This window comes from Diaphorobacter sp. LR2014-1, from assembly GCF_002916785.1.
GTDB classification, from domain to species: domain Bacteria; phylum Pseudomonadota; class Gammaproteobacteria; order Burkholderiales; family Burkholderiaceae_C; genus Diaphorobacter; species Diaphorobacter nitroreducens.
Genome location: NZ_MTBE01000048.1, coordinates 1 through 18,626, shown reverse-complemented (window position 1 = coordinate 18,626; position 18,626 = coordinate 1). Strand labels below are relative to the sequence as shown.

Here is an 18,626-nt window from a genome sequence, read left to right as displayed (position 1 = left end):
TCTACCAGTTTCACCAGAACCGCTGGGTTATAGGCATTCTTACCAAACCAAAGTCTTCTGTCGGCGCTCGCGCTGATAACCCCTCGTTCGGCTACCGTGAGCGCCCGTCGAACTTGCATGAAGAATCTATCAACAGCCGTCAATGACGCCTTCAGGTGCAGCCGGGCAAAATGACGAAGCTGGTCACTCCGCTTTTCCGGGTCAGTCTCGGGTTCGTCAATATCAGTGAGCCACGAAACTCCCTTTTGTGGCTCTCGCATGTCCGCGATTGGATGTCGAAACCAAGGGTCGCCCCACTTGCCAATAAGTGTTGGGCTGCTTAACTCTTCCAGGGCCAGGATTAAGCTGGCCTCTTCCTCGTCAACTCCGGCGTCACTCATTACCTTCCGGAGTCGCCGCTTGGCAGCGCCAACAATCCCCTTCTTCTGGTCAACCGTGAATTCCTTGAGGACCTTTACGTAGAATGCGTCTGCGGTCCTATTTAGAACGCGCTCCGGAACGCTCACCAAGATTGCAGCCCGAATACCAGATTCTTGGTCAACGAAGAATCTTAGTTTCTCTGCCTTCTGCAGCAATCTCGTCACGAACTGAATATGTGCCGCCATGACGGTCTGCTCGTGCAAGAGCATGCCCTTGGCCGGCGCCCTGGTCGCCGTCGAGGGGTCGTCGCCGCTCTCGATGTCCTCGCGCTCCTGAGCCGCGTCATAGGTGTCCTTGACAGCCGCGAGCAGCTCCCCAGGCAGCTCAGTTGGCTCCTCGCTGGCCCGTCGGGTGCCCTTACGGCTCGCGGCAGCCCGTACCGCAGCGTCATCCCAGTCTTGGGGTAACCAAACCCGAGCAAACCGTCGAAAGGGTTTTGCCAATCGCTGGTCGCCGAATTTGGTCATCTCCTCCTTGACCTTCTCACTATCCATCTCGCCATCGAAGTTGACGTTCGCCGCGTACAGGTAGCCTGTTATTTGGTCGGCGCTCGCGATGGAAAGGAGGACAGTGTTCTTTCTGCTCTTCCGGTCCGACCAGTTGACAATGAGCTTTTGTCGGTCGGTCGAGATATACCTCTTGCCGAGGTCCTCCCGGTCAAGAAGCCCGCGCTCTCGCTCGCCAGCAAAAATCTGGCATTGCTCGTGGATAAAGTCGATTCGGTCGTAGAGAATAGCAGGCGAAATTCCCAGCACCTTGATGATTCGCCGCAAGGGCATCGAATTCATCAGATGCTCGAATATGCCAATGTTCGGATGGGTTTTCTGTTGGCGCTTTGTCGAGCGACCGCCAAAGACGAATATCTTTCGACAGGCTCCGCACTTGAATCGCGGCGTGCCGTGTGCGTTAGTTCCGAATCTTGTGTGCCGCCCACTATGTTCAGGTTCGGCTTTGCGGAATAGCTCGCAGTCCTCGTTGGGACACGTTGGAAGCTGGGGCTCCAGGTATCTGCCGATTCGCAATAACTCTTCCGCGATGGCCAGATTGCTCTGCATGGGAAAGCTTTCCCTGCAAAGGTGGCAAAACAGATTTGGTTGACCCTTACCGCTGGCGACAACGCGGTAGTCTCCGGGTGCGTATCCACCCGGCTTTCGGGCGGCGGCCCCACGCTTGGACTCGTTGTGGGGCGGTACGCCAAAGTTGGCGCACTTAGGGTTCCGGCAGTGGTTGACCTGGATGCCGGCGGCGGTCGGAGGGAACCGCCAAGGCCATTCGCCGGACGAAACCGCTCCTGGAAGCGATTTCACCTCAGACAAAGAAGCGCCCCAGTCGTTGACTGGGGCGCATTGTGGGCCAATCAGGGCTACCTTAGCAACTCTTTCCGAGAACGGCTAGGGAGATGGGCGCCTTGTTCAACTGCGCGAGGGCACGCTGGAACTCATCGGCGTCGCCCGTCATCTGCTCGCGCACCGTGCGGCTGTCAAGGCCGGCGGCCAACAGCTCATAGTTCTTGGCCAGGCGCTGCGACAGCATGCGCTGGCGCCCGGCGGTGTTGACCAGGCGTGCCGTGGGCGCCTGGGCCAGGCGCTCGAGGGCCTCGGTGGTGGTGTTGGCGGCAGCCAGCATCTGGTCGGCCTGGGCCGACACGGCCTGAAAGCCCTCCTTCGTCGGCGCCTGGGCCGTGAGCGCGTCCAGGCGGTCCGCGTTGCGGCGCACGTCCGCCAGCAGCCGCGCCACCTCGGGCGGCCAGCTCTGGCGGTCCATGTCCTCAAAGCCGGAATGCACCTGCCGGCGGGTGTGTTCCAGCGCATCGCGGGCGCGCGCGGCACCCACGTTCAGGTACAGCTGGCCGTAGACCTTGGCGGTGCGCTGGGACAGCGCCCGAAAGCGCGCCGTGCGGTTGATGGCCGTGGCCAGGGCCATGCGCGCCTGGGCCGACAGCGGCAGGGCCGGCACCAGCAACACGGTGGCCAGCGCGCGCACAGCGGTGCGGCGGCCGCGCCGGCAGGCGGCGACGGAGGAAGGGGTGGGGACTGGGCGTTGGTTCTGCATGCGCCGTATTCTCAAATCGCCCTCCCGCGCCCCCTATGACACTGGTCAAAGGCACCTCATGTCGCTGCCGTGACAGCAAATTGATCAACATCAATTTAGCGGGCAGCCGCCATACCCCTACGACGCCGATGGGGCACAATTTCGCCATGGCTGAACGTGTCATTCCCCTCGTGGACCAGCGCAGCAAGGTGCTGCAGCCCCCTGCGCTCCTGGCCGCGGCACCCGCTACCGGACTGCTGCAGGACACGCTCTCCCGTCCCTTGCGCGACCTGCGCATCAGCGTGACGGACCGCTGCAACTTCCGCTGCGGCTACTGCATGCCCAAGGAAGTGTTCGACAAGCACTACCGCTACCTGCCGCACAGCGACCTGCTGAGCTTTGAAGAGATCACGCGGCTGGCGCGCCTGTGCATGGCGCATGGGGTGCGCAAGATCCGCCTCACCGGCGGCGAGCCGCTGCTGCGCAAGGACCTGGAGAACCTGGTTGCCCAGTTGGCGGAACTGCGCACGCTGGAGGGCCGCGTGCCCGACCTCACGCTGACCACCAATGGATCGCTGCTGGCGCGCAAGGCGCGCGCCCTCAAGGCCGCGGGCCTGCGGCGCGTCACCGTGAGCCTGGACAGCCTGCAGGACGACGTGTTCCGCCGCATGAACGACGTGGACTTTCCGGTGGCCGACGTACTCGCCGGTATCGAGGCCGCGCAGGCGGCGGGCCTGGAGCACATCAAGGTCAACATGGTGGTCAAGCGCGGCACCAACGACCACGAGATCCCGGCGATGGCGCGCCACTTTCGCGGCACCGGCATCACGCTGCGCTTCATCGAATACATGGACGTGGGCGCCACCAACGGCTGGCGCATGGATGAGGTGCTGCCCTCCGCCGAAGTCATCGCGCGGCTGCAGGCCGAGCTGCCGCTGGTGCCGCTGGCCGCGCAGTCCCCCGGCGAGACCGCCAAGCGCTGGGGCTACGCCGGCCCCGACGGTCGCCACGACCCGCGCTTGGGCGAAGTGGGCGTGATCAGCAGCGTCACGCAGGCCTTCTGCGGCGACTGCAACCGCGCGCGCCTGTCCATGGAGGGTCGGCTGTACCTGTGCCTGTTTGCCTCGCAAGGCTGGGACCTGCGCAGCCTGCTGCGCGGCAATGCCAGCGACGCGCAGATCAGCGCCGCCATCGCCCACATCTGGCAGGGGCGCGGCGACCGCTATTCCGAGCTGCGTGCCAGCCTGCCACCCGAGACGGGCAGCGGCCAGCGGCGCATCGAGATGAGCTACATCGGCGGCTGAGCCGCCGCCGCGCCGCGGGGACCCGCCCCGGAGCGCCGTTCACCACCCTTCTTCTTTCCCATGATCGACACCCACGACATCACAGGTCTCATCCTCGCCGGCGGCCGCGGCTCCCGCATGGGCGGGGTGGACAAGGGCCTGCAGAACTTCCGCGGCCTGCCCCTGGCTCTGCACACGCTGATGCGGCTGCAGCCGCAGGTGGGCGACGTGATGATCAACGCCAACCGCAACCTGGCGGCCTATGAATCATTCGGAGTGCCGGTGTGGCCTGATGGCCTTGCCGACTACGCAGGCCCGCTGGCGGGCTTTCTCACAGGGCTGGAGCGCTGCGAGACCCCTTGGCTGCTCACCGTGCCCTGCGACACACCGCTGTTCCCGCCAGACCTTGCCGCACGCCTGGCCCAGGCCGCCATGCGCGAGGGCGCCGACATTGCCATGGCAGCGGCACCCGAGGCCGACGAGCGCGATGGCACCGTGCGCGTGCGCACCCAGCCGGTGTTTTGCCTGCTGCGCGTGACGCTGCTGGAGAGCCTGGTGCGCTTCACGCAGGGCGGCGGGCGCAAGATCGACCGCTGGACCGAACAGCACGCCTGCGCCGTGGTTGCGTTCGACCAGCCGGGAGACGACCCGTATGCTTTCTACAACGCCAACACCCTGGCCGAGCTGCACGCCCTGGAAGGCCTGGGCCACCGCTGAGCTGCAACCCTCCTTGCCCATACCGCATGAAAACCATTGACCAGATCGCCGCCGAGTTGCAGGGCTACGACCCGCAGGCACTGCGTGCCGCCGATGTGAACACCTTCCTGGAGCGCCTGGTCGCGCCCGTCACCAGCACCGAAGAAGTCGGCATCTTCGACGCCCTGGGCCGCGTGCTGGCGCGGGACGTGGTCTCGCCCGTCAGCGTGCCGCCGCACGACAATTCGGCCATGGACGGCTACGCCTTCGACGGCGCCCAACTGCAGCCCGGCCAACCGCTGGTGCTGCGCCCGGTCGGCTCCACAGCCTTTGCCGGCGCCGCCTGGACCGGCACCGTGGCCGCAGGCGAGTGCGTGAAGATCATGACCGGCGCCATCATGCCGGCAGGGCTGGACACCGTGGTGCCGCAGGAGTTCACCACTGCCGAGCCCGACGGCCACATCCGCATCGCACCCGACGTGCTGCGCCGCGGCGACAACCGCCGCCTGCTGGGGGAAGACCTCATGCAAGGCCGCGTAGCGCTATCAAAAGGAGAGCTTCTAGCGCCTGCTGCTATTGGTCTGGTGGCCAGTTTGGGTCTAAAAACAGTGACGGTATACCGCCGGGTGCGCGTGGCCTATTTCTCCACGGGCGATGAGATCCTCAGCCTGGGCGAGCCACCGCGCGAGGGTGCGGTGTACGACAGCAACCGCTACACGGTCTTTGGCCTGCTGACACGTCTGGGCGTCCAGGTGATCGACCTGGGTGTGGTGCGCGACGAGCCCACACTGCTGGAAGCCGCCTTCCGCCGTGCCGCCGCCGAGGCCGACGCCATCATTACCAGCGGCGGGGTGAGCGTGGGCGAGGCCGACCACACGCGCACCATGATGAAGCAGCTGGGCGACGTGGCGTTCTGGCGCATCGCCATGCGCCCGGGCCGGCCGATGGCGGTGGGCCGCCTTCGGCCCGAATTACAAGCCAAATCCGATCCTAACGCGCTTCCATCAAGCGTTAACAGCTATCAAGATGGAAGCATTCAGAGTGCAGACGGCAGCAGCGTGCTGTTCGGCCTGCCGGGCAATCCGGTGGCGGTGATGGTCACCTTCCTGGCTTTCGTCCGCCCCGCGCTGCTGCGCATGATGGGCTGCACACGCAGCGCACCGCCGCTGCTGCGCGCCGTCAGCACCGAGGCCATGCGCAAGAAACCCGGCCGCACCGAATACCAGCGTGGCCTGGTCACCACGGCCGCGGACGGCACGCTGCAGGTGCGCACCACGGGCAACCAGGGCTCAGGGGTGCTCAGTTCCATGGTGCAAGCCAACGGCCTCATCGTGCTGCACCACGGCCAGGGCAACGTGGCCCCTGGCGACATGGTCGATGTGATGATGTTTGACGGCGTGATCTGACACGCCCGCGCAGCGGCGGCCGGCTTGGCCGCGTGCGCCGCAGCCCTACCCTGCCCCCATCGCCATCCTTGCAGGAGCCGCCATGCCGTTTGCCGCCACCCATCTCGCTCAGCCGCCTTCGCGTGAAACGGTGGACCAGTGGCTGGGCCCCACCGTGCTGGAGTTCGGTACGCCCTGGTGCGGCCACTGCCAGCGCGCCCAGCCGCTCATCGAGCAGGCCCTCGAAGACCGGGACGATGTGCGCCACGTCAAGGTGGAGGACGGCCCCGGCCAGCGCCTGGGCCGCAGTTTTGGCGTGAAACTCTGGCCCACGCTCGTGTTCCTGCGCGACGGGCGCGAAACGGCGCGGCTGGTGCGCCCACAGACGGCACAGAGCATCCATGAAGCGGTGCAGGGCACCACCGCCACCACTGGCTGATCACCCGCAAGGCACAGAACCCGGTCTCAGCGGCCCAGCGCCTGCTCCACACCCTTGTTGGCCAGCATGTCGGCGCGCTCGTTGCCGGGATCGCCCGCATGGCCGCGCACCCAGTGCCATTCGATGCGGTGGCCCGCTTGATGGGCCAGCTCGTCCAGGCGCTGCCACAGCTCCACGTTCTTCACCGGCTGGCCGGCCGCCGTGCGCCAGCCCTTTTTCTTCCAGCCGTGGATCCATTCGGTGATGCCCTGGCGGACGTACTGGCTGTCCAGGTACAACGCCACCTGGCAGGGGCGCTTGAGCGCGCCCAGCGCCTGGATCACGGCCATCAGTTCCATGCGGTTGTTGGTCGTTCCCAATTCGCCACCGAACAGCTCTTTCTCCAGCGTGCCTGAACGTAGCACTGCCCCCCAACCGCCGGGGCCCGGATTGCCCTTGCACGCACCGTCGGTATAGATCACCACCTGATTCAAAAATAGCTCCCAGAAATAAAAAAATGGCCCGTCGCCTCAGCCCGGGCCATGGCGCCGCGCTACCTGTACCTGCGCGGCAGCCGCCTGCGGCGCCTTGCGCCACGAAGGCTCCAGCAGGCGCATGCCCTGCACGCGCTTGACGGCGACGATCACATACGCGGCCCCGAAGATCGGCCACCAGCGCGCACCCAGCGCGTCCATCCAGCCGTAGCGCTGCAGCCAGCGGTCGCCGGCCACGGCGGGCCGGTAGCAGCCGAAGCTCATGGATTCCAGCTCAAAGCCAAGCAGGCGCAGCCAGTCGCGCAGGCGCCCGGGCGAAATGAACTCCCCCACGTCCGGCAGGAACAGCCGCCCCCCTGCGCCACAGCGCTGGTACAGGCGCGATCGCCGCTGCCGTAACCCCCACAGACTGAGCGGGTTGAGTCCACTGATGACCACCTTGCCCTCTGGCACCAGCACGCGGTGCACCTCGCGCAGCGCCGTGTGCGGGTCCACGCTCAGCTCCAGGGTGTGGGGCAGCGCCAGCAGGTCCAGGCTGGCCTCGGCAAACGGCAGCGCGACCGCATCCGCCAGCAGCGCCGGTGGCTCCTGCGCATCGCTACGCTCTACCAGCAACTCCGGCGGCATTACGGCCAGCCAGCGGTGCGGCATGCGGTTGCTGCGCAATGCCTGCAGGCCCGGCATGCCCAGCTGCAGCGCGTGGTAGCCGAAGATGTCCGCCACCAGCTCGTCGTAACGCTCCTGCTCCCAGGCCAGCAGGTAGCGGCCAGGGGCAGTATCGAACCAGTGGTGCAAACCTATAATTTCGCCGGTCATGAAGAACTTGCTGCCATTGCCCGCCTTCGCCGACAACTACATCTGGATGATGTACGACGCGCAGCGTGCGGTCGTTGTGGATCCCGGCGATGCAGAACCCGTGTTGCAGGCGCTGCGCAGCATGGGGCTGCCATTGGAAGCGATTCTAGTCACGCACCACCATGGCGACCACGTGGGCGGGGTGAACGCCCTGCGCGAAGCCACGGGCGCAACCGTGTATGGCCCTGCCACGGAGCCCATGCCCGAGCCCCTCATCCGCCTGTCGGGCGGCGACACTCTTGAGGTGCTAGGCCTCACGTTTTCCGTGCTGGACGTGCCGGGGCATACGGCGGGGCATATCGCCTACTACTGTGCGGACATGGAAGGCGAGCCCCTGCTGTTGTGCGGGGATACGCTGTTCTCGGGTGGATGCGGCCGCTTGTTCGAAGGCACGCCCACGCAAATGCAGGCCTCGCTGGATACGCTGGCCGCATTGCCCGGCAACACCCGCGTATGCTGCGCCCATGAATACACGCTGTCCAACCTGAAGTTCGCCCGCGCGGTGGAACCCCATAACGCTGCGCTACTCCAGTACATCACCGAATGCGAGTCCCGGCGCCGCGCGGATCAGCCCACACTGCCGTCGCGCATTGCCATCGAGCGCGACATCAACCCTTTTCTGCGCACGCGCGTTGCTACGGTAGCCCAAGCCGCCCACGGCTTCGACGCCCTCATAGACCCGCGCGAACCTGCGGCCGTACTGGCCGCGCTGCGCCAATGGAAAAACGAATTTCGATGAGACTTCTGCACATCCTGGGGCTGGCAAGCCTGCTGTGGTTGACCGGTTGCGCGACCACTGCCCCTACGGACAACGCCGCATCCACCACCGACCCCACTACTGCCAGCCATACGCCGCTGTATCCGTCGGGGCCATTGCAGCCCATCACGGCGAGCGCCGCCAGCGGCCACACAGTGGCTGGCGTCAGCGCGCCAGCCGATCTGTGGGACCGCATCCGGCGCGGCTTTTCCATGCCCGACCTGGACACCGATCTGGTACGCGACCGGGAACAGTGGTATGCCACGCGCCCCGACTACATGCAGCGCATGACCGAGCGTTCCAGCAAGTACCTGTTCCATATCGTCGAAGAGCTGGAACGCCGGGGCATGCCCACAGAACTGGCGCTGCTGCCCTACATCGAGAGCGCCTTCAACCCTCAGGCAGTGTCCAGCGCCAAGGCCGCGGGCATGTGGCAGTTCATGCCGGCCACGGGAACCTACTTCGACTTGAAGCAGAACGCCTTCCGCGACGACCGGCGCGATGTGCTGGCGTCCACGCGCGCGGCACTGGACTACCTGCAGAAGCTCTACGGCATGTTCGGCGACTGGCATCTGGCCCTGGCCGCCTACAACTGGGGAGAAGGCAGCGTGGCCCGCGCGATCGCGCGCAACGAGAAACAGGGTCTGGGCACGCGCTACACCGAGTTGACGATGCCCGCCGAAACCCGCATGTACGTGCCCAAGCTGCAGGCCGTGAAGAACATCGTGGCCAATCCCGACAAGTTCAGCACCGAGCTGCCGTTGATCGAGAACCATCCGTACTTTCAGAGCGTGGAGATCACGCGCGACATGGACGTCACCCTGGTAGCCAGTCTCGCCGGCGTACGCATCGAGGATTTCCGCGCCCTGAACCCGTCGCTGCACAAGCCCGTGATCCTTGCGGCGGGCATGCCGCAGATCCTGTTGCCCTGGGACAACGCCCAGGTGTTCCGCAAGAATCTGGAGGCCTACACCGAAGGCCAATACGCCAGTTGGACGGTATGGACGGTGCCCAACACGATGAGCGTCTCCACCGCGGCGCAACGCACGGGCATGAGCGAAAACGATTTGCGTCAGGTGAATGGCATTCCACCACGCATGATGATCAAAGCCGGCTCGGCCCTCATGGTGCCCCGCGCAGCCACCATGCGCGCAGACGTCCCGGGCCATCTCGCCGACAACGGCCAAGTCAGCTTCACGCCTGAAATCGTGACGCGGCGCACCACGGTGCGCGCGGGCAAGCGCGACACCGTAGCCAGCATCGCACGGCGCTACAAGGTCAGCACCGCAGACGTTGCCGACTGGAACGACGTGAAGACCTCCAGCAAGTTCAAGCCCGGAGAACAGGTCGTGATGTACCTGCCCGTGCGGCTTGCCGCGACATCGCTGGCACGCACCAGCGCGAAACAACCCATCAGCCTGGCGACAGTCCGCTCGGCAAAGGCCGGTGCGCCCGCACGCAAGGGCGGCACACCGTCGAAACGCAAACGGTAAGCCCGGCTAGAAACGCAGCGTGTGCATACCCAACAGGCCGAGGATGCCCATCACGATCAGGTACAGCGCAACGATCACGTTGAGCAGTTTGGGCATGATCAGAATCAGGATGCCTGCGATGAGGGAAACCAGGGGGCCAATGCTGAGGTGAAGTGTCATGGGAACTTTGCCGGGATGCGGGAGGAAGGAAAGCACTCGCGCTGTGCGCGCCGCCTAGCCCATTACTTTAGCGGTGATCCCGGGGCGCAAGGCGCACTTGGCGCGCCCTGACCGACCGAACCAACGCCTGGGCACGCCGTAATCTGCCGCAGAGGGCCGGGGGCCTGCATTTTTGCCCCCTCTTGCGCCACACCGAGCTTTCCCAAAAAAGGTCCGATACGGCGCGAAGCGCGGCGTCACATCAGCAGTTGCCTTTTTTCGCCTGACCGGGAGGGCACCCGTGCGGGTGGCTCTTGGGACCCACTCCACGGTTGTCGTAATGGTCGTGATAGACCGCGCAACCGGAAAGCGTGAATGCAGCAACCGCAATGGCAAGCAGAGTCTTCATGGCTGGAAATGTGGATGAACGTCGAGGCATTTTAGAAGTGCCCCGTTGTTCCCGGACTGATTGAAACTCGTACCGTGGAGTAGAACGACGCTGTACCACTCATCGCTAGCACAGCGACAAGGGTAAGCAGCCAGTTCATGGGTGCCTGCTATGCTGATCATGGAGCTATTGGTAGGCAAAACGTTGGCGCACCCCTACCCTCACAATTGGCCAAGCAAAAACAAAAAAGGCCCTGTATCGCTACAGAGCCTTTGAAACTTGGTAGGACGTACAAGATTCGAACTTGTGACCAACGGATTAAAAGACGCAAAAAGCATAGCATCACGCTAGGTCATGGACTGTCAATAATCGTCATAACCTGTTGATTTATAATGCAAATTTTAAATCAACCAAGTTTTCATCCGTCACACGAAATCGACTCTGATGGTAGCAATGGGGTAGCAATTCGCTTGCGCAGTAGCAATACGGTAGCAACCAAGAGTCCATCCGATGGTCGTTTGCCATGACGGTTCTGACCACCATGACAAGCTCCACCAACCGCATCAACTTCACCAAGGCGAGCATCGAAAACCTTCCGATCCCGGAGTCCGGCTGGAAGTATTACTACGACACGAAAGTGCCCGGCTTGGCTGTCGGTGTCGGCGCCAGCGGCGCCAAGACCTACGTTCTATACAAGAAGATCAACCGCCGCCCTGAGCGCATCAAGATCGGCCGCACCACCGACCTCACGGTGGACGAAGCGCGCACCAAGGCCATCGAACATAACGGCAAGGTGGCTCTGGGCAGCAACCCAGCCGACAAGAAGCGCCAGCAGCGCGCGGAAATCACCTTCGGCGAGATGTTCGCGCTGTTCTACGAGCAGCACAGCAAGCCGCGCAAGAAGACGCACAAGGAGGACTTGGCCAAGTTCACCAAGTACCTGTCCGACCGGAAGTACGGCGTCAACCTCGCAAAGCGCCGCCTGTCCGAGATCGGCATCGGCGAAATCAAGACCGTCTTCAACAAGATCGCGGAAACGCACCCCATAACCGCCAACCGCGTGCTGGCCTTGGTCAGCAGCGTTTTCAGCGAGGCCATCCGAGCAGAGCTTTACGATGGATTGAACCCCTGCCGCGGCGTCAGAAGGCACAAGGAAAACAAACGTTCGCGATTCCTGACCCGTGAAGAGCTTCCAGCCTTCTTCCGTGCAGTGGACGAATGCAGAAATCCCGTGGCCCGCGACTACATCAAGATGAGCTTGATCACCGGGGCGCGCCGCTCCAACGTACTCGCGATGCGTTGGGATCAAATCAACCTCGTGCGCAAGGAATGGATGATCCCCGAAACCAAGAACGGCGAGCCGCAGATCATCCCCCTGCTGCCGCAGGCCCTGGAGGTTCTTGCAGAGCGCAAGGCAGACCCCAACGCCGTTAACAGTCCGTTCGTGTTCCCCAGCTCCGGAGCCAAAGGCCATCTGGTTGAGCCCAAGCGAGCTTGGGAAACCGTTCGCAAGAAAGCCGGCATCGAAGACGTGCGACTTCACGACCTGCGGCGCACCTTCGGAGCATGGATGGCAGGCAGTGGAGCGAACCTATCGATCATCGGCAAATCGCTCAACCACAAGTCTCTGGACACGACAAAGACGTATGACAGGCTGTGGATTGACCCTGTGCGCGAAGCGATGGAGAAGGCCGTCGGATCCATCTTTGACGCGGCAAATTTGCAGCGAGAGTAGGCTAGTTCAGCCAGTACCGCGTAGTGCAAAGAAGCAATGTAGCGCTTGGGCGAGGTCTTGTCTCCCGTATGCTGACACCAGAGCAAATAGATCTACAATGCTTTGAAGTTATGAATTTTCAGCCGAAGTGCCTCCAATATAGACGCCGACAGAACCTGACCTGCTTAATTGAAAAAGTTGAGCATACAGGAAATGATTGTTAGAAAATTATGAAAAGTAGTCAGGCAAGCCGCCTCAATTCGAGATTTGATCTATTTGAAAATTCCATCGAGGAATCAGTTTCCACCACGCCAAAAAAGTTAGTAATCGCCCAAAATACCAAAAAAAGAAGTGATGCTTCGGTCGTATCTTTAAATTTGGAAGATGCGAATATTTCCTGTCAAGACAATATGGCCTTCATGCGCACACTCGCCGACGAGAGCATGAATTTAATTGTTACATCACCTCCGTACAACATTGGAAAAGAATACGAGTCAAAACAACCGCTTACGGCATACATCGAAAATCAACGCGAGACAATTGGAGAGGCGGTTCGCCTGTTGAGTAAGACCGGATCAATTTGCTGGCAAGTCGGAAACTACGTAGACGGCAACGAAATTTACCCTCTAGATATCCTGCTGTACCCACTCTTTAAATCTCATGGCCTCAAGCTCCGAAACCGCATTGTTTGGAGCTTTGGACATGGCCTACATTGTCAAAATAGATTTTCAGGACGCCACGAGACAGTCCTTTGGTTTACAAAGAGCGATGACTATATTTTCAACCTCGATGAGGTGCGTATTCCGTCGAAGTATCCAAACAAAAAACACTTCAAAGGACCAAATAAAGGCCAGCTCTCTGGCAACCCACTCGGGAAGAATCCAGCAGACGTATGGGACATTCCAAATGTCAAAGCAAATCACGTTGAAAAGCTTGACCATCCGTGCCAATTTCCAGTAGGGTTAGTTGAACGCTTGGTGCTTGCTCTTACCAACAAGGGGGATACGGTGCTTGATCCGTATTTGGGCGTTGGCAGCAGTGCAATTGCTGCTCTGATGCACAAAAGAAAAGCATATGGCTGCGATATTCTTCCAGAGTACATAAATATTGCTAAGGAGCGAATCCTACAACTACAGGCTGGCAAGCTACGTGTTCGTCCCATGAATAAGCCAGTTTATGAGCCTACGTTAAGAGAGACTACATGAATTTCATCGAGGGGTATTCACATCGCAACGGGAATGTCGAATGGGAGAAGCGAGAGCTTGATGAGTGGCTAACCGATGCCTTTAACGCTCCCGCTATCAGACTGGAGGCTCACGCGACGCCCGCCATTCGAGAGCACATTCGAAGTGAGCTGACCAAAGAAGGTTGGTCTGAAGAGCTCTATATCGCACCCAATCTGGCCGGCGCTACGATTTTCAGCCGGAGAGGCGATCTTGCGATTCAATTGCAGACTGGAAATATCAGTCGGGTCTTTTACGATCTTTTGAAGCTGCAATACCTCTTCAATAGTAACAAGATCGAGGCGGCAGCTCTGGCTGTGCCGACGCGCAGCGGCGCCAGTCTACTTGGTAGCAATATTGCGAATTTCGAGCGGCTATGTGGTGAACTCGAACTATACGATCGTATCATTACGGTTCCAATTCTTGTAGTAGCTTTCGAGTAGGAAAAAATGGTCTATAAAATACGCGTTATTCCAAAGCATGAGCGCATCGAACAGATTTCTAGCTGCTGCTCTGCGACGACAGATCGTGCAGCGTTTTACGAGTACCAAAACTCTGTGCAGCAGCTGCCAGTAATCCGAGTCCCGATTGAACTGCCGATTTATCGCATGGCGAACGGGCGAACACGCACCGAGCAGCTAAAATACATCCGACTACATCAATGTAGTGCCACCTTTTTTTCCAACGGACAGGAAAACCAAGATGCGCAGCAGGCGCAGCATGAATTGCTGGATGCGTTCTCAAAGGAGGGGACGACTTCAATTATGCCGATCGCCAAGGTGCTGGAGGAAGGAAAACAGACTGAACCCATCTTAATCACCAGCTCAGGTGTTGTTGTCAATGGCAACCGTCGCTTATCGGCTATGCGTGAATTATATGCAGCGGGCGACAGCAAGTACTCCGAATTTACCCATATAAATTGCATGGTGCTTCCGGCATCGGCTTCAGACAAAGAAATTAAGGAAATAGAAGTTCGGTTGCAGATGCAACCAGAAACTAAGCTCGCCTACACGTGGGTAAACGAGGCCTTAACGATTAAGGATCTCATGCAGAGCGGATTCACGCGCGATGAGATCACGCGCGACATGCGCAAGGATATTCGAGAAGTGATGGCTATGCTGCAGGCGCTTGGCCACGCCGAGGTATATTTAAAAGATTGGAGAGGTCAGCCGGAAGATTATGAGCTAGTCGAGCGTGGTAAGCAATTATTTGGCGACATGGCTCGGGATCTGAAAGATAAAGTGGGTGAACACCTTGAAATCAGCCGGCGTATCGCGTTCTTGATTCAGGACAACTCCAGCAGCCTAGGGACTCGCGCATATGCATTCAACTTCAGCTTCGGCAAGAAGGCGCCTGATGTTGCCGAGGCGCTAGCTAGTAGGCTCGGAGTCGATCTAAACCAACCGCCCCCTCCCAGCAGCGATAAGGATGAGCAACTCGCAATCGATATTGATGACGAAAGTGAAGGCTCCAGCTATAAGCCGTTGATCGACGTTATGGATGATCAGTCGCGACGGGAGGAAGTCACTCAGGAATTGATCGCAGTGTGCGAGAGCATTCGCGCTTCTGAACAGGATCAGAAGCGTGGTCAGGCAGCCCTGAAAGCCGTCAAGGATGCTAACACCAAACTTCTGGAGGTAGATTTTTCTAATGCTGACCCAGATACTTATGGTGCTATTGACGCCCAACTTGAAAGCATCCTACTCACTACACAAAAGTTGAAGGCCGAGATAGCTCGCATGCGTGCTGGCGCACGCACTTCCACTGCACCAGGGATATAACGCCCATGGCCCAAAGCAAGCTTGAAATCTCAATTTCATACCGTGCGGGCCCGGTGCGGGGAGCCTTCACAATGCAAGAGAAGGGTATGACCGCGATCTGGGATCGTATCGTTCAGCGCGCGTTGGCGATCGAAACGGACTGCGATATCGGCCCCAATCATCTCGACCTGCCATGGGCAAGCTTGCTGTCATTGCTGCGCGAATTTGCACCACTACAGCGCGCTGAGAATTTTGCATTTCGGCCACTCGGTGAGGCTCAGGAGCGTGTTGCCCAATTCCTGCGGGAATATAAAGCTGTGCAGGCTGGCAGAGGCACCTTGACTCTCACGCTGACGCCGCAGGAAATTGCCGACCGCCTCGCGACCCTAGGCTTCAGTCCGGCTAAACGAAAGCTCACGGATTTTCAGCTTCGCGACCTTGCGCACCTGCTGGCGCTCGGTAATGGTGCCAACTTTTCTGTTCCTGGTGCAGGGAAGACCACCGTGACGTTCGCGCTGCATTTGTTGACACGTCAGCCGAATCAGCATCTCTTCGTTGTCGCCCCCAAAAATGCCTTCCTTGCCTGGCAGGAAGTTGTGCGCGACTGTATGGAAGCGGATGCCCCCGAGCACGGCACAGAGCCGTTCACCCTGCTTTCAACGGGGGTTGAAACGATCGGCTCGCTGTTGAACAGTGGTGCCACACGCTTCCTCATCAGCTATGACCAGTTGGTGCGCATTTCTAGCCTCATAAGTTCGCACCTCTCGCGCCATCCCGTGCACCTTATTCTTGACGAATCACACCGAATGAAAGCGGGGATGGGCTCGCAGCGAGGTTCAATTTTATTAAATATCTCTTCGTTGCCGGTAAGGCGCGACATATTGAGCGGCACCCCTATGCCGCAGGCTCCATCCGATCTTCAATCGCAGCTCGACTTTCTTTGGCCCGGTTCCGGTTTGGGTCTAAAGATCGGACAAGGCTCACAACCCCGCCAGGTATTAGGGAACTTGTATGTCCGAACTACAAAAGAAGAACTCGGACTCAAAAAGCCTAAGCGTCACTTCATCCATTCCGAGATGAACCCGGGTCAACAAGCCCTGTACGCGATAGTGCGTAGCGAAGCGCTCAAGCAGTTCAGTTCACTAAAGACAGAAAGCCGCTTCGACGTGTATAAGGCGCGGCGGTCAGTAATGACGTTACTTCAGTTATCCGTCAATCCGGTGGTGGGTTTGCGCTCAATGTCAGAGGATGGCAACCTTAAAACAATCAATTCGGGAATCCTTGACAAGGTGATTGAAGAGGGGCCATCGCGTAAGATGCGAGATGTAGTCGCCCTTGCGCGTACGTTAGCGCGAAATGGCCGCAAGAGCGTAATCTGGACGATTTTTACAGACACGATCCTGCAGCTTGAAGTGATGCTCGCCGATCTAAATCCAGTGAGTTTGTACGGTGCAATACCAACAGGCGAAGAAGAAGGAGCCGATACGCGTGAAAATCGGATAAAGCGGTTTCACGAGGATGCCGCTTGCTCAGTCATTATTGCCAATCCTGCCGCCGCGGGCGAGGGCATCAGTCTTCACAAAGTTTGCCATGACGCAATCTATCTAGATCGAAGCTATAACACGACGCACTATCTTCAATCGATCGATCGTATTCATCGACTTGGCCTACCGCCAGATGTCGAAACCAATATTCATATTTTCCAAACGGTTGCCCCGAAAGGCATTGGCAGCATAGACTACTCTGTCAGCCGCCGCCTTGCGAACAAACTCCGCAATCTTCAGCAATTGCTAGATGACCCTGATCTTCACGAAATCGCGCTAGATGAAGAGAATTCAGTAGACCCTGTCAACTACGGTATTGAGCTTGCAGATCTCGTCGATTTAATCGCCGAACTTGAAGGACGCGAACCGCAGTTCGTAGACGAGGAGCCATAAAGTGGCTGAGGCGAGCAATGAACCGCTTCTAACGATGAGCGCATTTTGGGGTTTGGTTGCCCTCCGTCGATACGCGGCAATTCACCCGAATGTTCCCATTCCCGAGGCGGCACATGCCGTGCGTCGACTATCCGCCGACGATGCTCATCATGACTACGGGGCGGCGACAACTTTATACACACTCATTCCTAACGAATATACCCATGAGCATATTGCTCCCCTGTTTCGGGAGACCATCTCCAGCGTCGTCAAACGGCATCGACCATGGTGGACAAGGCTTGCCCCACTAGGTCGAGAGCGACTCAGGGCAGCATTGAATCCGAACGAAGCGCAATGCTTCGAGGCGGCTGGCTTGTTCGTTGATATGCCGACGGCCGAAGTCCTTGCGTGGTGGGACGGACTAGCACAGGTCGCACGCGCTAGAGAGAACGACAGTAAACTTCAGCAAGGCCGGGAAGCCGAGCAATTGACGCTAGCGTTTGAACGCAAACGCCTTGCGCGTCTAGCAGGCCGTTGAAAAATCCCCCGCCGACGCCCGCGTTGGCCGCTACGATCTGAAGCCATCGGTGAACGACCCAGACGAGGACGATGAGAGGCAGTCAAGATTTCCAGGGGGCGATGTTCAGCTACATCAGCCTTGAAGAGCGCGTGCCGCAGGCACACCCGCTGCGCAAGTTGCGCGCGGTGGTTGATGCGCTGCTGGCAACCATGAACCGCGAGTTCGAAGCGGTGTACGCCCGCCGTGGCCGCCCATCGGTGCCACCGGAGATGCTGCTCAAGGCCTTGCTGCTGCAGATCCTGTTCTCCATCCGCAGCGAGCGCCAGTTGGTCGAAGCGATCAACTACAACCTGCTGTACCGCTGGTTCGTGGGCCTGAACATCGAAGACAAGGTCTGGGACCACTCCACTTTCAGCGCCAACCGCGAACGTCTGTTCAACGAAGACCTCGCCCGCGCCTTCTTCGAGCGCGTCAAGCTCAGTGCCCAGTGGGGCAAGCTCGCCAGCGACGAGCACTTCAGCGTGGACGGCACGCTCATTGACGCCTGGGCCTCGCACAAGAGCTTCAAGCGCAAAGACGACGACAGCGGCACGCCGCCTGGGCGCAACCCCGAGGTGGACTTCAAGGGGCAGGAGCGCTGCAACGACACCCACGAGAGCACCACGGACGCCGATGCCCGGCTGTTCAAGAAGAGCCAGGGCGACAAATCCCGCCTGTGCCACATGGGGCACATCCTCATGGAGAACCGCAACGGGCTGATCGTGGATGTCGAGATCACCCACGCCAGCGGCACGGCCGAGCGCGAGGCGGCGCTGGCCATGTTGGAGCGTCGGGGCAACAGGAACAAACGGGCCACGGTCGGTGCCGACAAGGGCTACGACAGCAAGGCCTTCATCAAAGGCTGCAGAAAGCTCAAAGTCACGCCCCACGTGGCGGCCAAGGACAAACACTCGGCGGTGGATGCGCGAGTGACACGGCACGAGGGCTACAAGACCAGCCTGAAGGTGCGCAAGCGCATCGAAGAGGCCTTTGGCTGGATCAAGACCGTCGGTGGTCTGGCAAAGACCAAGCTGATCGGTCAGGCCAAGCTCACGGGCCAGGCGCTGCTGTGCTTTGCCACCTACAACCTTGTGCG

General features: G+C 60.1%; 18 protein-coding genes. 13 read left to right on the top strand and 5 right to left on the bottom strand.

What is annotated here, in order from left to right:
* Both BV908_RS20180 and BV908_RS20175 read right to left on the bottom strand, forming a co-directional pair.
* A partial coding sequence (locus BV908_RS20180) for a hypothetical protein (protein ID WP_146052208.1) occupies positions 1-1,475 on the bottom strand: 1,475 nt, incomplete at its 3' end.
* Between the two features lie 313 nt (positions 1,476-1,788).
* Positions 1,789-2,472, bottom strand: a complete 684-nt coding sequence (locus BV908_RS20175) for a type IV pili methyl-accepting chemotaxis transducer N-terminal domain-containing protein (protein ID WP_246867561.1) — start codon at positions 2,470-2,472, stop codon at positions 1,789-1,791.
* A 146-nt stretch (positions 2,473-2,618) separates the two neighbouring features.
* On the opposite strand from BV908_RS20175, the gene moaA reads away from it, so the two are divergent.
* The 4 genes from moaA to BV908_RS20155 all read left to right on the top strand — a co-directional run bounded on the left by moaA (position 2,619) and on the right by BV908_RS20155 (position 6,254).
* Complete coding sequence (gene moaA, locus BV908_RS20170) at positions 2,619-3,755, top strand: GTP 3',8-cyclase MoaA (protein ID WP_103739060.1); 1,137 nt, start codon at positions 2,619-2,621, stop codon at positions 3,753-3,755.
* Positions 3,756-3,815: 60 nt separating this feature from the next.
* The gene (mobA, locus tag BV908_RS20165) at positions 3,816-4,451 is read left to right on the top strand and encodes a molybdenum cofactor guanylyltransferase MobA (protein WP_103739058.1); all 636 of its coding nucleotides are present in this window, start codon (positions 3,816-3,818) and stop codon (positions 4,449-4,451) included.
* A gap of 26 nt (positions 4,452-4,477) precedes the next feature.
* Positions 4,478-5,836 carry a gephyrin-like molybdotransferase Glp gene (glp, locus tag BV908_RS20160; RefSeq protein WP_103739057.1) on the top strand — a complete coding sequence of 453 codons (1,359 nt, stop codon included), beginning with the start codon at positions 4,478-4,480 and terminating at the stop codon, positions 5,834-5,836.
* Between the two features lie 82 nt (positions 5,837-5,918).
* Positions 5,919-6,254, top strand: a complete 336-nt coding sequence (locus BV908_RS20155) for a thioredoxin family protein (protein ID WP_103739056.1) — start codon at positions 5,919-5,921, stop codon at positions 6,252-6,254.
* 26 nt (positions 6,255-6,280) lie between these two features.
* On the opposite strand, the gene rnhA is transcribed toward BV908_RS20155, so the two are convergent.
* Together rnhA and BV908_RS20145 are read right to left on the bottom strand one after the other, a co-directional pair.
* Positions 6,281-6,727, bottom strand: coding sequence for a ribonuclease HI (gene rnhA / locus BV908_RS20150; RefSeq protein WP_015913473.1), 447 nt, complete (start codon positions 6,725-6,727; stop codon positions 6,281-6,283).
* Between the two features lie 36 nt (positions 6,728-6,763).
* Complete coding sequence (locus BV908_RS20145) at positions 6,764-7,543, bottom strand: methyltransferase domain-containing protein (protein ID WP_103739055.1); 780 nt, start codon at positions 7,541-7,543, stop codon at positions 6,764-6,766.
* Here BV908_RS20145 and gloB point away from each other — a divergent pair.
* The gene (gloB, locus tag BV908_RS20140; RefSeq protein ID WP_103739054.1) at positions 7,542-8,321 is read left to right on the top strand and encodes a hydroxyacylglutathione hydrolase; all 780 of its coding nucleotides are present in this window, start codon (positions 7,542-7,544) and stop codon (positions 8,319-8,321) included. The genes BV908_RS20145 and gloB overlap by 2 nt on opposite strands.
* A complete protein-coding gene (locus tag BV908_RS20135) occupies positions 8,318-9,832 on the top strand; it encodes a transglycosylase SLT domain-containing protein (protein WP_103739053.1) in 1,515 nt (504 codons plus the stop codon). Before gloB ends, BV908_RS20135 begins: the two co-directional genes overlap by 4 nt.
* A gap of 6 nt (positions 9,833-9,838) precedes the next feature.
* Here the strand turns inward: BV908_RS20135 and BV908_RS20130 are convergent, their stop codons facing one another.
* Entirely contained in the window at positions 9,839-9,991 is a 153-nt protein-coding gene (locus BV908_RS20130) for a DUF3096 domain-containing protein (RefSeq protein WP_011805007.1), read from the bottom strand.
* A gap of 890 nt (positions 9,992-10,881) precedes the next feature.
* Here BV908_RS20130 and BV908_RS20125 point away from each other — a divergent pair.
* The 7 genes from BV908_RS20125 to BV908_RS20100 form a co-directional block, all read left to right on the top strand.
* A complete protein-coding gene (locus BV908_RS20125) occupies positions 10,882-12,093 on the top strand; it encodes a site-specific integrase (RefSeq protein WP_246867560.1) in 1,212 nt (403 codons plus the stop codon).
* A gap of 209 nt (positions 12,094-12,302) precedes the next feature.
* Complete coding sequence (locus tag BV908_RS20120) at positions 12,303-13,277, top strand: site-specific DNA-methyltransferase (protein ID WP_210434046.1); 975 nt, start codon at positions 12,303-12,305, stop codon at positions 13,275-13,277.
* Complete coding sequence (locus tag BV908_RS20115; protein ID WP_103739051.1) at positions 13,274-13,738, top strand: BglII/BstYI family type II restriction endonuclease; 465 nt, start codon at positions 13,274-13,276, stop codon at positions 13,736-13,738. The genes BV908_RS20120 and BV908_RS20115 overlap by 4 nt, the downstream gene beginning before the upstream one ends.
* Positions 13,739-13,744: 6 nt before the next feature.
* A complete protein-coding gene (locus tag BV908_RS20110) occupies positions 13,745-15,076 on the top strand; it encodes a hypothetical protein (protein ID WP_146052302.1) in 1,332 nt (443 codons plus the stop codon).
* Positions 15,077-15,081: 5 nt separating this feature from the next.
* Positions 15,082-16,992, top strand: a complete 1,911-nt coding sequence (locus BV908_RS20105) for a DEAD/DEAH box helicase (protein WP_103739049.1) — start codon at positions 15,082-15,084, stop codon at positions 16,990-16,992.
* A 1-nt stretch (position 16,993) separates the two neighbouring features.
* A complete protein-coding gene (locus BV908_RS22330; RefSeq protein WP_146052301.1) occupies positions 16,994-17,509 on the top strand; it encodes a hypothetical protein in 516 nt (171 codons plus the stop codon).
* Between the two features lie 71 nt (positions 17,510-17,580).
* Positions 17,581-18,626, top strand: a 1,046-nt coding sequence (locus tag BV908_RS20100; protein ID WP_103738593.1) for an IS5-like element ISDisp1 family transposase, incomplete at its 3' end; no start/stop codon positions are given.